At 40.6% G+C, this 14929-nt stretch carries 10 protein-coding genes and 1 pseudogene; 3 read left to right on the top strand and 8 right to left on the bottom strand.

The annotated features are described in order from the left end of the window. Positions 1 to 36: 36 nt before the first annotated feature. Entirely contained in the window at positions 37 to 741 is a 705-nt protein-coding gene (locus AC3IT7_RS15135) for an IS6-like element IS1006 family transposase (RefSeq protein WP_001067784.1), read from the bottom strand. Positions 742 to 817: 76 nt separating this feature from the next. Between AC3IT7_RS15135 and AC3IT7_RS15130 the strand changes: the two genes are divergently transcribed. Further along, positions 818 to 1045, top strand: coding sequence for a hypothetical protein (locus AC3IT7_RS15130; RefSeq protein ID WP_000555568.1), 228 nt, complete (start codon positions 818 to 820; stop codon positions 1043 to 1045). Between the two features lie 197 nt (positions 1046 to 1242). Here the strand turns inward: AC3IT7_RS15130 and AC3IT7_RS15125 are convergent, their stop codons facing one another. From AC3IT7_RS15125 to AC3IT7_RS15115, 3 genes are all read right to left on the bottom strand, one after another. Continuing rightward, entirely contained in the window at positions 1243 to 2577 is a 1335-nt protein-coding gene (locus tag AC3IT7_RS15125) for an ISNCY family transposase (protein ID WP_489250046.1), read from the bottom strand. A 160-nt stretch (positions 2578 to 2737) separates the two neighbouring features. After that, positions 2738 to 3052, bottom strand: a complete 315-nt coding sequence (locus AC3IT7_RS15120; protein ID WP_004281786.1) for a putative quinol monooxygenase — start codon at positions 3050 to 3052, stop codon at positions 2738 to 2740. A 9-nt stretch (positions 3053 to 3061) separates the two neighbouring features. Then, positions 3062 to 3655 (bottom strand): NAD(P)H-dependent oxidoreductase, encoded by a 594-nt coding sequence (locus tag AC3IT7_RS15115; RefSeq protein WP_005100727.1) that lies wholly within the window; start codon positions 3653 to 3655, stop codon positions 3062 to 3064. A 149-nt stretch (positions 3656 to 3804) separates the two neighbouring features. On the opposite strand from AC3IT7_RS15115, the gene AC3IT7_RS15110 reads away from it, so the two are divergent. Further along, entirely contained in the window at positions 3805 to 4695 is an 891-nt protein-coding gene (locus tag AC3IT7_RS15110) for a LysR family transcriptional regulator (protein ID WP_035334907.1), read from the top strand. Positions 4696 to 4908: 213 nt separating this feature from the next. Further along, positions 4909 to 5046, top strand: a pseudogene (locus AC3IT7_RS15105) (helix-turn-helix domain-containing protein); the annotation flags it as partial. Between the two features lie 280 nt (positions 5047 to 5326). Here the strand turns inward: AC3IT7_RS15105 and brxL are convergent. From brxL to pglX, 4 genes are read right to left on the bottom strand one after another with little or no spacing between them, the layout of a single operon-like run. Further along, a complete protein-coding gene (brxL, locus tag AC3IT7_RS15100; RefSeq protein WP_100358219.1) occupies positions 5327 to 7366 on the bottom strand; it encodes a protease Lon-related BREX system protein BrxL in 2040 nt (679 codons plus the stop codon). Between the two features lie 29 nt (positions 7367 to 7395). Then, the gene (pglZ, locus tag AC3IT7_RS15095) at positions 7396 to 10020 is read right to left on the bottom strand and encodes a BREX-1 system phosphatase PglZ type A (protein ID WP_489250045.1); all 2625 of its coding nucleotides are present in this window, start codon (positions 10018 to 10020) and stop codon (positions 7396 to 7398) included. Continuing rightward, complete coding sequence (locus tag AC3IT7_RS15090; protein ID WP_489250044.1) at positions 10017 to 11387, bottom strand: hypothetical protein; 1371 nt, start codon at positions 11385 to 11387, stop codon at positions 10017 to 10019. The genes pglZ and AC3IT7_RS15090 overlap by 4 nt, the downstream gene beginning before the upstream one ends. Next, entirely contained in the window at positions 11384 to 14908 is a 3525-nt protein-coding gene (pglX, locus tag AC3IT7_RS15085) for a BREX-1 system adenine-specific DNA-methyltransferase PglX (protein WP_489250043.1), read from the bottom strand. Before pglX ends, AC3IT7_RS15090 begins: the two co-directional genes overlap by 4 nt. Positions 14909 to 14929: the final 21 nt, after the last annotated feature.

Genomic DNA, 14929 nt, shown 5'->3' with positions numbered 1-14929 from the left:
GAGATTTGAGTCGATGATGTTCCCTTTAAAAAGTACTTAGAGACCGAAAACCCTGTTGATTAGACACACTTCACCCTGAGGCTGACCATAATAAAATGACGATGCTTGTCCTTTACGTAGTGCACGCATGACTTCAATACCTTTAATTGTGGCATAAGCCGTCTTCATAGATTTGAATCCTAATGTGGCCCTGATGATCCGCTTTAGCTTGCCATGATCACATTCAATCACGTTATTTTTATACTTAATCTGCCTGTGCTCAAGGTCTGGTGGACATTTACCTTCCCGTTTTAACCGTGATAAAGCACGTCCATATGTGGGTGCTTTATCCGTGTTGATCACTTGTGGAATTTGCCACTTCTTCACATTATTTAAAATTTTTCCAAGAAAACAATATGCTGATTTGGTATTACGTCTAGAAGAAAGATAAAAATCAATGGTATCGCCACGTTGATCGACTGCACGATACAGATAAGACCATCGTCCATTCACTTTTACATAGGTTTCATCAATATGCCACGAGCTCAGATCTGTAGGATTACGCCAATACCAGCGTAAACGTTTTTCTATTTCAGGAGCATAACGTTGAACCCAACGGTAAATAGTCGTGTGATCAACATTCACACCCCGTTCGGCCAGCATTTCCTGCAGTTCACGATAGCTAATGCCATATTTACAATACCAGCGCACAGCCCAAAGAATGATTTCGCCCTGAAAATGCCGACCATGGAAAGGATTCATATGCTGCACCTTTAGCTAAAACAGTCTTCAGCTTACCATTCGTGGTTATTTGCAACAGTGCCCTATAGAGGGTAATATGCATAGTTTTTCTGTAAAAGAATTGGATCAGTTGATTGAAAATGATCTAAAGGAAAAGAAAAAATCCAGTAAGTTATTGATTGGATATAAACTATTTCATGATCTAATGAATGACCCTAAATTTCATGCAGAAGTGACAGATTCAGCCCTGAGTGCCACAAAACGAAAATATAAGAACCTCAAGATCAAGATTACGACGGATAAATATCAACTTCATTTTGAATAAAACATAAAAAAGAGAGCTAGCAGCTCTCTTTTTTATGATAGAAGTGTACTAGTGAGTACACTTCTATCATCTCCATTTTACATAATGGTCATTATGAATAGGTTTTACAATTTCATTAATTATCATATAGATATATTTTTTTGTGTTATTCACCAATTAAAATGTCTATGCGATAAACCATTTAAAATGTCCTGTTTTTAACTAAAAGAGTCAAGCACAGGATTTAACTTTCTTTGTTCAATAACAGCTTTCTGAGCTTTACGACTTGGCATACTTTTCTGGGCCCGGGAACGTTTATTCTGTTTCTCCAACTCTTCATGTTGTTGCTGAATATGTGCCAGAACTGTACCTAACCGTTTATTCTCAACGATCTCATTCTGCTGTAGCCCAGCTAATTTATTGAAAATGCTGTAGTTGAGCTTTCGTCCCTCGTGCATGAGGGCCACAGTCCCATCCGGGTACTCCAGAAATGAAATATATTGCCCAACAAGCTTATGATTCAGCTCTATCGGTTCAAGCAGATAAATACATTTGTCATAGGTCAGGGTCAGATTCTTGGTGACCTTACGCGGTTCCTGCCAGGTAAAAATATCATCCAGTTCAAGATGAGATTCGGTTAATGGCCGATGTAAATTCTTTGAGTTTCGCGCACACTTGGCAAACTTCTGATTGAAATGCTCAATAAAGCAGGGCAGCCAGGCATTTGCCTCGGCAATTGAACAGATACCTTCTAGGCGCATTTCCTTGATCAGGCGATCCTGGAGTGTTCTATTGGCACGTTCCACACGGCCTTTGGCCTGGGGTGAGTTGGCGAAGATAATATCAATATTTAACTCATTCAGAATCCGCCCAAATTGCGTGATCTGGCTATCTTGCCTGGATTTCTGGTTGACTCTAAATACCGAGTGTTTATCGCTATAAAAGGCCAAGGGCTTGCCGTATTGCTCAATGTAGGCTTGGGTTGAAAGCATATAGTCAAAGGTCGTTTCAGCCTCACAAAAGCGTAGATGCAACAGCTTGCCGGTAGCATCATCGATATAAACCAGCAAACAGCATTTGGTGGCTCTTCCTTCAAACCAGTCATGATATGAGCCATCAATCTGGATCAGCTCACCGAAGCAATCACGGTTATAGCGTGGCTGGTATGGGCGTTTTAGACGTTTGGATCGCGGAATCCAAAGGTCATTTGCAGTCATCCAGCGCCGAACCGTTTCTACCGGGATATTCAGGCCAAACATGCTGCTGAGCTTCTCATGAGCCAATGTAGGACCAAAGCCAAGTAAATGTTCAGAAATAATGGAAAGACATTCTGATTTTAACAGAACGTCATGGCGACGATGACCCGGTTGACCACGACTGGCATGTGCCATACCTGAGACACCATCTTGATTGAGCTTCTGCAATAACCGGGTAATTTGACGGGTGGAAAGATTCAGGATTTCAGCAGCACGGACTTGTGTAATACTTTGATCTCGAACGTCTTGCAGAACTGCAAGACGTTGAATTTCTTTGTCAGACATAGTGATCAGCATCTATATTTTATATCCAGTCCATGGTGATAAAAACCATCATAAACTAGACATTTTTATTGGTGAGAATATAGACACTTTAAATGGGTTCTAACATTTTAGATTCGTATAACGTGTATTATGTTAATTTTAGAGAAACTCATAAATGAATATAATAATTTGATTAAAATCCATTCTCTAAAATTCGGATATCAACACCAAGAACATCATCTTTTATCTTAAAGTGATGTTCTTGCATATGTACGGTTGCAAGGTGGGAATCTAAATGCTTGATACTTTTCCATTTTTCCAACATAACGACTGTATTTTTCAATGGCGCCTGATAAGACGCATGACTCTCATGATTAATAAGTAATTCGTAACCAAAACAACCATCTTCTTCAAGCACTGTTGGTGTGATCTCCTTGAATGAATTGATTACATGTTGCAGATGCTCTGAACCGGGTTCTATTTTAATTTCAGCAATAATTGTTAACATCATTTACCTCTATATCACTGATGCAGGAAAATTACGGATCAAATGTTGGCGATAGTCATCTTTTATTTGTGGTACGTTTGGTGCTTTGATGACGTCATGAGCAATAAATGTTGACATGCTTTGCATACCAAGAAACTCATTGGCTTTTCGAAAAGGCAAATAAACCCCATCTACACCTCTCCCCTCAAAAAATTGTTTTGGATCAGTGAATGCTTCAGCAGGTGCATTCCAAGTTAATGACAGCATAAATTTTTTGCCATGCATTAAACCTCCCGAACCATATTTTTTAGAAGTATCCGAACGTGAACGACCATCATTTGCGTATATATGACCATGACCTTCAGTAAATACATCATCAATATATTTTTTTACTGTCCATGGTGCACCCATCCACCAGCCTGGCATTTGATAAATAATAGCATCAGCCCAGAGATATTTTTTTACCTCCTCTTTTGGATCAAAAGCACTATCAGCACGCGTAACTTTAACTTTATGACCTAATTCGGTTAATACTTCTTCTGCTAAAATTGTCAAGGTATCATTCAATTCACCATTAGAATGGGCAAAAGTTTTAGCACCATTGATAATTAAAATATTATTCATCTTCATCCCAAATTAAATAGAGAAGTACAATATAAATTTAAGATCCATCAACATAAATGCAATTATTAACAAAACATTATTGATTAATTGTTAATAATTAAAATTGATATATAATTAAAAATTATTTTTTATTAATGATTTACTTAGATATGAAATCTACATTTGATGAACTTTTAGTATTTGTTACGATCGCTGATTGTGGCTCTATAGTGAAAACAGCAGAACAATTAAATCAAACAACATCTGCTATCAGTCGCACATTACAACGCCTCGAAAAAAAATTAAATGTTAAATTAATCGAACGTACAACCCGTAGCCTTAACCTTACCTATGATGGAAAAATTTTTTTAGAAAGAGCAAGAAAATTACTTTCTGATTTGAATGAAGCTGAAGAGTTGTTAATTAATCCAGGTACTGAACCTACAGGCTTAATTAAAATAGATTCAGCAACACCGTTTGTATTGCATGTAATTATTCCATTAATACCAGAGTTTATAGAACGATATCCAAAGATCAGTATTGAACTAACTAGTCATGATCATGTAATTGATTTATTAGAGCATAAAATAGATGTTGCTATACGATTTGGTGATCTAGAAGATTCAAGTCTCTATGCAAAATTATTATATAAAAGTCGTTTGTATATCGTTGCTAGCGCTGAATATCTCAAAAAAAATAACTTACCAAAATCTATTATTGAGTTAAATCAACATAGATTATTAGGATTTAGCCATCCTTTGCATTTAAATAATTGGCCAATTTATATAAATGATCAACTATATAAAACTTCACCATCTATTACAGCTTCTAATGGCGAAAGTGTTCGTCAACTTGCTTTACAAGGCGTAGGAATCGCTTGTCTCTCTGAATTTTTAATTTTAAAGGATATAAAAGAAGGTAAATTAATTGCTTTATTTGAAGATGAAATAAAAATTCATGAGCAAAAAATCCATGCTGTCTATTACAAAAAAAATTATATACCTAAGAGAGTTAGATTATTTATTGATTATTTATATGAAAAATTACAACAGCTTAATTAATTTTAAATGGATTTTTCAAACCAAAGTTTGAAAAATCTCTAATTTTTTAGGCATATTTTAGTTGAATAATGTTTGAAATAAGTCTCCATTTAACATAATGGTGGTTATACGAAATTGAAATGTTAGAACCCATTCAAAATGTCTATATTCTCACCAATAAAAATGTCTAGTTTATGATGGTTTTTATCACCATGGACTGGATATAAAATATAGATGCTGATCACTATGTCTGACAAAGAAATTCAACGTCTTGCAGTTCTACAAGACGTTCGAGATCATCGTATTACCCAGGTCCGTGCTGCTGAAATCCTGAATCTTTCCACTCGTCAAATTACTCGGTTATTGCAGAAAAAATCGAATCTGACGCAAATTAAAAGCAAATTCGTCAGCAGTTGAAATGAGCAAGCCATGAATTAAAGGCAGCAATTCCTTTGCTGAGCACACCAATATTCAGCAGGGTGAATAGCCACCACTCTCCTAGACAAATTTCGTCTCTTCTTTTTGCATAGGAGAGCATTATGAGTGGACAACTATATATTCCAGAATTAAAAAATAGGTATGGGGGTTCATTGGTTGTTTATTTTAAACAGGCACAAAACTCATAACTCTACTCCTCATGCTCGAGATAAAGTTAATCCACCCCTAACCCCTTAAACACCGCATCCACCGGATCTGCATAAAAGCTGGTCTGGAACTTGGTAAACAGTTCCACAGGAATCGTTGGGATATCTGCCGCACTACTCATTGGTAAGGCAACCTTCTTGGCACCTGCATCAAAAGCTACTTGAAGGCATTCAGCAATACTTTCCACCGGAGTCACAGAGCCACCTAGACTCATATCACCCAGTACCACCATCTGACTTTGTATTGGACGTCCTAATAGGCCAGAGGCAAAAGCCACTAAACTTGGCAAGGCAAGATGGCTGAGCGGGCCGGTGTTCTGTAATTCAACCACATGTAAGTGGAAATCATGTTCCAGCACCTTACTGCCCCCCGAGATTCGAGATGCATTGGCTTTGAAGTAATCAAAAGCAATTTTGACCTGTTCTTTGGCACTGCTTGAATTCCATAAGCCTGATGTCGCCAATTTTCCTGAACCTTTGGTGACTTGAAGTTCTAAGCGGTATAAGCCTGGCATGCCCTTATTACTGAGCCCGATGGTATACAGGAAGCCTGGTTTGGCAGGACCTTCAGGAATCAGTCCGCCACCCCCCTGCTCTTTGACGGAAACAAAGTGCTCTTCTAGTGTGTCATTGTCGATATAGCTAAAATGCACATCATAGAATTCCATCCCTCCAATTTTCTTCAGCTGTTCTTTGACCCGACGGCGCACCTGCAGTGCATATTCCAGGCATTGCCGTACATCTTCATTGTTAAATTGACCATGTGGGTAGAGCAGCTTCATCAATCCAGAAACCGTCTTGCGAACGGCGATCACATCACGCTGATTCAGGTTATTCCCTAGCTTAAAGTACTTCTCAATGGCATCCGCAAAACTACGCTTACGCATTTCCCGGAAGAATTCAGCCAGATAATCAACAATCAGGCCATAACGGTTGGTAAAGAATTCCGGGCGCATTTTCGGAATTTCCCAACCCGGGATATAGGCATGAAAGCGATCAAAGAATGCTGAATCGATCATAGCTTCAGGAAACGGAGCCAATAAGTGGCTAGTCTTCACCAAGGATTCAACACTTTGGTTAATATTACCCACAAAAACCATCGAAGCTGAGGCTTCCATCTGTTCACGACCACGGGCAAAAGATCCTGAGGCCATGTAGTCTTTCATGATCTGTACGCCATCTTTGTCCTTAAAGGAAATACCGGCGACTTCATCAAAAGCTACCACATCCCATAAGCCCACCAGACCAATACGGCGGCTACTCATGTTATAGAACAGGTTGGCGACAGTCGTTTGCCCACCAGAGACTAAAATACTATTCGGTGAACACTCTTTGTAAATATGGCTTTTCCCGGTACCGCGTGGTCCCAGTTCACAAACGTTATAGTTATTTTCAACGAACGGAACCATACGCGCTAATAGGTGCCATTGCACGTCCTCTTTTAACGAAGCCGGTTCCATGCCGATGGAACGGATTAAACTCTCGCGCCACTGATCCGTGCTTAATGCTGCTCGTCCGTTGAACAGCTCATCCATATTCATATTCGGCATTTGAATCGGCTTGAGTAAACTCACCCCAAATGGAGAACTAGTCTGTCCTTCTTCAAAATAATAACTGAGCGTAGCAATGACCCAGATACCACCAACAAGTAATTTTTCATACTCTTTGACGATGCCTGCCGAGATTTCGGCATCTTTGATGCCCAGATTACTAAATGATGCTTCGTATTTGTCCTTACGCTCATTCAGCTTTACGGTCACCCGATCAATGACCTTATAACTGCCACGCTCACGAACCAGGGATTTCACCTTCTCAGCTTCATCAGGTCGTACATAGTTCTCTGCCAGCACGGTCTTTACGTTACGTAGTCCCTGCTCTATGATCTCTGGATCATCCGAGGCACAGTACATCCCTAGCAGGTATTCGAGTACATAGACCGGGACATTGGCCCCTTCTTTGATCAGTTTAGTCAGATCCTTACGTACCACCCGCCCAGCAAAGTGTTCATTCAGCAGCTGATCCAGTTCTTTATCGTTAGCAGATTCCATGTAGGCTACGCTCTATCGTTAATTCGTTATCAGAAGAAGTCATCGGTAAATGCCAGATCAATGGTGACCTTATAGCGCTGCATCTCGATATTCAGGTCTTTGTCCTTCAGTACCAGGAAGTAATCTTTCTTACGGTCAAAATCAGTGCCAGACAATGACAATCTGACCTGTTTGACCCGATCGGCAACAGAGTCGGTACTGCTATCAAAAGTCAAAGTTTCTTCACTGGAAACTTTGAGATCCCCATCATAAATGGCAATGGATAAAGTCACTGGCATGACCAGCTCACTGACAGCTTCAGTTTGCATCAAATCAAACTTCTGAATGTTATTGACCATTTTCAGCGTGGATTTGGTAGAAATGACCTCAACTTTACGCTTGGTCCGCTGTCCAGCCTTTTCACCACGTAGCTGTTTTACAGTCAGTACCGGCACCACAATTTCCTGAGGCATGATGCCGCCATGCACAAAACGTGAGCCTCCTACAAAATGGAAACGGTTCGCCCCTTTTGGAATCCAGAAATCAGTCGCAGATAGTGTGCCTGCCGTAGCTTGGGTTGAGCCTTTCCATGCTTCCTTGCTCTCTGGTAAACCATGCCCAATCACATAGCGTTTTTTGCTCTTCAATGTATTGGCTGGTTTTTCAGTCAAGCTTGAACGATCCGCAGATTCCAGTTTACTTTGCTGGAACAGGAAGCCATGGTCGGCTGTAATCAACAGGGTGGAAATATTGAAGTGCATTAAGATTTTGCGGCTGAGTTCCGTCAGCTCTTCAATGGCATGTTCTACCGCCATAAAGGTTTCTGATTCTGTCGAGGCGCTGTCACCGCGTGCATCAATCACGTTGTGATAAACGTAAATCAGCTCATAGTCTTTCAGCGCTTCACGGCCTTCATCACGCGACCAGCCTTTTACCATTTCAGCGGTTACTGCCAATCCATTATAGGCAGCCAGAATTTTGGATCGTGCTGCAGTCCCTTTACTGGACTGTCCATCTACTAAAACATCATCCCCTGCGGCCTCTTTGTATTCCAAAGTCTGATGCGGCAACAACGAGGCCATGCCAAGTGTGGTGTAACTTGGGACAACACCCAGCTGTGAAGACAAGGTCGCTTCAGAATAACGCTTTTCATTGATACGATCACGCAACTCTACCGCAGCTTCATAACGGAAAGCATCACTGATAATTACCACAATACGGCGTTTCGTTGCAGAATTGAGTAAGGGTCTGACGTGGGTATCGTAGAAGTTCTGCTGATTTGGGATATCTGCCACTTTCCAGACATTCAAGCGTTGCTCAGCTTCTACACGCTCGCCCCAGTTTCGTGCCAAGTGGTCAATAAACCAGTAGGAATAGCAATTTTCGACTTCTTCATCGAGTTTTTTCAGGATATCGACATGAGCGCGTTGAGAAGCAGCACTGTAGTGGCGATAGGCCATATCAAAGCGATACAACTCCTGCTCGTAGGCTTTATACAAGGCTTCGCTAGAGTCGAAATAGAAACCGGCATCAAACTGCTGTCGCAGGCTGAACAGCTCAATCGCTGCCTGCAACGCTGTATAGACGGTGCGGTATTTACGGCGGGTTGCATCGTCCTTATGTTTGGAAGCCCAATAGCCATCCAGACGGGTAGAAATAATCGTTCTGAAATGTTCCAGTTCAGCTTTGGCTGCTGCAGGGATATGACTGGCCAAATCAACAATGATCTTTTGTTCAATCACTTCAAAAGTCATGACATCGAGCAGCTGCTCAAGATCAAAAGCCCCGACCTTTTCTTGGATCCGCAGTGCATTAGCCACGGTCTGGGAGAGTGTATCGAAGGTTGGGTAGTATTTGGAGCTGTCTCTCCAGCGCGACAAAAAGGCTCTGGCTGTTGCACGGGAGCTGACGGATGACATCACCAGTTCCTGAGCCCATAGCGGTATATCGCCCAGGCTTTCACAGAAACCTGTAGTCATCAAACGGATAAAGAACGTACCGAGCTTGAATGGTACTTCCCCATTCAATTCTTCAACCGATGCTGGATAACCAATTTCCGCCTGTAATGCGGTCACCAAAGCCGGCACCAGTTGGAATTTTTCCAGTTCAGCAAAGGATTCTGGATTGACTTCCAGAGCCAGGTTCTGCTGTACCATTTCATCTGCCAACGCCAGGACAATATGCATCAGCTCGGCACTGTCGGCCTTGACCACAGCTGCAATCATGGCCATATCCAGCTCCTGTGCATCTGCATCAGGCTGGATATAGCGTTTTAAGGTGCTCAGACGCGCTTTGGCTTTGAGGAACTCTTCACGTTTGGCCAGATGTTCTCTTAGACTCTGCTGCTGTAAACCCAGCTCATTGAAAATAATCGAGAAACGATCGGCATAGAAGCTGCGTGAATACAGCTTGATGTCCAGTAACCAGTCTTTTTCGGTTTCAGGCTCAGGGCTAGGGAAATACAGCAAGTATTTACCCTGCTGATCCTCAAGTTCCAGTTTGAGTTTGATCGCCAGGCTCGACTCTTCTGCCATATTCAGAATCTGAACATCATTCAGTTTCAATGCCTGTACTTCGTCGCTAAAGGACTGTTCCGCATCGTACCAGAAGACAATCCGATGCTGTTCAGTATAAAAGGCTTGTTCCAGACCTTGTTTTAGTTGATCTAAATTCATGGCTTACCATCACCCACAATGTCTTTAATTTCTTTAACTTGGCCAATGATTTCTTTTAAGTTTTGAATTGAAGACACCCCCTCTTTTTGCTGCTCTACTTTTTGTTTGCTGGGTGGCATATATATGGTTTGCACAGAATCCATAATTAACTTGTCTTGATTAGCAGTCTCTTTTAATTGTTCTGCATAAGAATTAACTGTAAGTGCAACTGCGGACTTAAATGCATACTCTTCCTGAAAGTTACGCTCTTTGGTGTATTGAGAAATCGTAAAGAAAAACAATCCCAATACAGGCAAGGTTTTTATTGAATTTATTAAAAGCAACTGCCAGCTAATCGATGCAGGATCAACTCCCCAAAATAGATAGACGATCCAAAAAGCGGATACTAGTGCTATAGTAGGAATACTACATTTCCAAAATTTAATTGAATCTGTTAATTCAGTTTTCCTTTGCTTAAACGTTTCAAACAGAGATGCACCAACTTCTCTACCTATTAGATCGTCTAGATATTGATTCCGTTGTTCAAAGTATGCGTGTTTGCTCTCTACAAAGGTAAGCTTAGATTTGAAATCCTGTTTAAGAGTTTCAAAATCATTTTTTTGTTCTAAAATATTTTGCTCTAAGTTCTCAAAAGTCGTTTTTAACGTTTGTAATTGTGCACGTGTCTCGATCAACAGTTGATCTGAATCCGCTTTTTTCTCTTCAGATGCCTGTAATAAAGAATTTATTTTTTCAATTAAGACCGCAGCCTGACTCTGCAGATTAGTAATTTCTGATGAGTGATTTCGACTCGCAGTTACTAACGCCTCTATTTCACTTAATTCACTTCTTTTTACGGAAGTAAAAGAATCCAAATCATCTTTGCTAGTTTCTAGTACTTTCAACAAAGTCTCTAATCGTTGTGATGTGGCTTCTAGATGAGTAGAGACTAACTCGATACGTTCTTTATCTTGCTGAACAGAGACTTCCGAACTTCGAAAATATTTCCGTTTACTTTTCTCCCAAAACCCATTTATTGCTTGGTAATGAATTAAACGATTAAGATGTAAAACCGCAGCAGGGAAATTTCGATTATTAATATTTTGTAAATAACCAGCTAGATCTTGATTTAAATCTGCACCACCATATTCATTTTGAAATTGATAACTATATGGTAAAGCTTTAGCAAATACGGTATCGATCTCTTCTTTAAATTGGTTGAAAACTTTATTAGATGCACTGAGAAATTCTTGTGCTGTATATTCACCAATCTGAACATTGCTTAGGTCTGATATATGAGAATGCTGTTGAGCAAGAATATTTGAAAGCCCGAGTGCGTAATAAGCTTCAATATGTATCTTTACCTGATCAATTTGAGCTTTATTCATTCTGTTTTATCACCCGTAATCACTTTCACTTCAGCCAACAAGTCCCCAAACTTGCCGTAGTTCACTTTCACCCCATCATCTAGATCCAGCGAAATACGCTGATCGGCGTAATGACGCAGTTTTTCTTCAAAGCTACTCAGTTCAGCCTGTTGCTTATGCAGATTTTGTAGTTCTTTCTCTTTACGTTTAATTTCAGCAGCGGAATCACTGTTTTCGATTTCACTTTCCAAAGAATTCACCATCGCTGCCATTTTTGAAATCAGTGGCATCACGTATTCGGTACGCATACGTGCCAAAGTACTCTCGTTATAGCGGTGCAAGTACACCAACGCCTGGAAAGCCCCTTGTTTACCACTGCTGAATAACCAGTAGATCGGACGCTTTTTATAGGTTTGCATGTGGTCTTTATAGAATTTGCTGGCTAAGTAACGGCGAATGGTATCTTCAGCGGTTTCACTGGCTTTTTTATCCAAGCTTTCAGCCAACCACTGCATATTTGCATCCAGTGTGTCTTTACCCCAAACCGCAGTTAAGAACTCTCGAATACGATGCGTTGCATCATCTTCAAACCAGTGCATTTCAGTTAGTGGAATAATACCGTCAGCGTCGGCTGGGAATGTTTGATAACGGCTGGCATCAAAGTCTTGATTGCCTGCATGGGCATAGATCAGACCTGGTTCATCCAGGCTATAACGTCCCATCATGCAACCAAGCGCATAAGACACTAAACGCTGGCTGTCTTTTTCACGGTTGGCACGGGTCAGAGTGATTTGCTCATCCGGTACATCTGGTGTCAATTCATCCTGTAAACCGTAAGCCTCAATAAACAGCTTATTGTTTTCTTCTTCCAAGCGTTTCATTTCAGCGACGGCGTTAGCATTTTGCTGTTGCCATGTATTAAACGCTTGCTCTAGATTTGATTGGTTAGTACGAATAATTGGGTTTTGAGTAAAGTCCCAGGAAGTTTCATAAGAATCCCAGTCTATTTTAGCAATGTCTATAGGCTTTTGAAAATTACTATTAACCGACTCAAATGCTTTTTCCAAAATTGGTAGTTTTTGGATATCTCCCACTTGATAGTTTAGGGTAGGATTCAATACCTGTAAGAATCTTTCAACAAGCTTTGAACATAAAAAAGCCTGTAACTTGGTTATATCTAATCGTGGAAAAATCATAGATCCACCGACATCAAATATAAATCCACCATATACTCGCCTAGCGCTAAAACCATAACTAGAAATCAACCCATAGGTTATTCCCTCTCTAAAATAAAAGTTTTTGGCTCGTACAGGCGCACCACTATAATCTAAGGGAAGATTCGAATAATCATGAATTGCAAGACCGTTATCTTCCCAATTCACAAGAAACTCATTGTTCCCATACCATTTTCTAAAACCACCACCTTTATTGTAAGGAAACCACTTTTTAGCAGAACAATATGCTTGTTCTAAATCCGTATTACCAAAACCTACCTTCAGAATACTAACTTCCTGCCATGCCCTTAAAAAAAGATTATTGTTGCAAGTAGCTAATCCCTGCTTAATTGAAGATATATCTTTCAATTCAACGGATTCAGTGAAAACTTTTCTATCTTTTTCAGTAAGCCAATAAGCAATAGGACTACCTGGAATTTTCTTAAAGTCATTTGCAGAGGCGTAAAAAGATTTAGATAATTTGAATATATTATCTAGCTCATCATTTGAAGAAACACTACCCTGCTTTTCAAATAATCTTTTATACGCTCCTTTGTAATTTAAAAGCGGTGCCTTTTGAAAGATAAACGCACAACTTCCAAAGTCAGATCCAAACACGCCACGACCATTATGGCTCATCGTTTGTAAATTTGTTTTTTCAAACAGCCATTCTCTTAAATCCTCATAACTAGACAAAAACATCCAGTTAGGAATTGTAATCATGCCAATTAATGCACCCACTTTAGATAAAGAGGAATTTCTAACCATAAAACAGGTATATAAATCACCTTTTGAAACTTTATAATTCTTTTCAATGTATTTTTTTAGCGTAGGCACATAAAATTTACTACCCATATACGGCGGATTCGCAATCACGGCATCATATTGTTTAGCCAGTAATTTAGCTTGTTGTAGTAAAGGCAATAACTCTTGTGCTGACTGCTGTGCAAAAATATCCCCTGAATCTAATGCTATATTGAGCTTTTCTTCTAAATCAGGTAGCTTTTTAGCAAATGCTTGAGGGATTTGAATTAAAGAACCAAAGGTTGACGAATGTTCAAATAGGTCTAATAATTCTTTTAAATCTGACTCTTCGATACCGGTACTTGCCAAGTCCTGGGTGAATGCATCTAAACGCTCAGGTTGACTATCTTGCAGTGCAATAATATTCAGCTTTGGTGGATTGCTAAATAAACGGCGGTCATCCTCACGCGCTTTCATCAATAACGCAAAACTGGCGAGCTGTGCGGCACGGGTATCAATATCAATGCCGTACAGGTTATTTTCCAGAATCAAACGTGGAATATCACGGCTACGGTAGCCACGTTCTAAATAAATCGCTTTTAAGCAATCATAGGCTTCCACCAAAATATGCCCCGAACCACAGGCCGGATCCAACACCGTAATACTTTCTGGGTTTAAGCTATCGCCATCTTCACTGATCCGCACATCAATCAGCTGTTTCAGCTGTGCATTGACTTCATCGGTCTGTTCCGCCGGCTGAATATAGTATTCCCATGCGCTGGCCAGGGTACTTTCCGGCTGCGCCATCATCCATAAACGACCGACACTGTTTTGCACCAGATATTTCACAATCCAGTTCGGGGTAAATAATTGCGTCGCTGCAGGAATATCCTCACTCTTGACGACTTTACCAATCACCTGATCTTTCTTTTCAGAAATATAGAACTGATACAGCCAGCCAATAATCTGTACATCCGACCAGTCTTCTTCTGGAATGCTGCTGACCAGATCACGGATCAAGGAATCGGTTTTGGTTAGATTATCAGGTAATAACAGTTCTGACTCATCCGACACCTGTTCGAACAGGAGTGGCATGACCTGATTCAACGCATGACACTGCGCCAATAACAGCTCCCGATACAGCTCTTCGTCTTTATTGCCATCCAGCTTAAGCTCAGCCACACGGCTGGCATCTAAACCTGGTAGGTCGATATCCAGACATTCTTCCAGAAGCTGTGGCAAGCCTGCACTACCATCTGCACTACTCAGTACACGGCGACCATGATCCAGTAAGCCTTTGCATTCCATGTAGCGAATCGCACAGAGACGGTTAAACCAACTGTAAGCGATATAATCAACCGTCTGCTCAAAACTGCTGGTTTGAATGCGTTTGATCAGCTTGTCACGTGGTTTCATGACGGATAGCGGAAAAACCTGATCGCCAATCAGCAGCAAGTCGCCTTTCTGTTCTGCCGGTAAAATGTTGTCTGCGGTGATGCCATATTTGGCCGCCTGCTTGCGCATCGCTGCGATAAAATCGTTACGTGCTTGCGGTGCGTATTTTTTAATATTACTGGTATTCATCTTTAAACCTTTAATCAATGA

The sequence above is a fragment of the Acinetobacter sp. KH_038 genome, from assembly GCF_057839405.1.
This window is presented reverse-complemented; position numbering and strand designations above follow the sequence as displayed.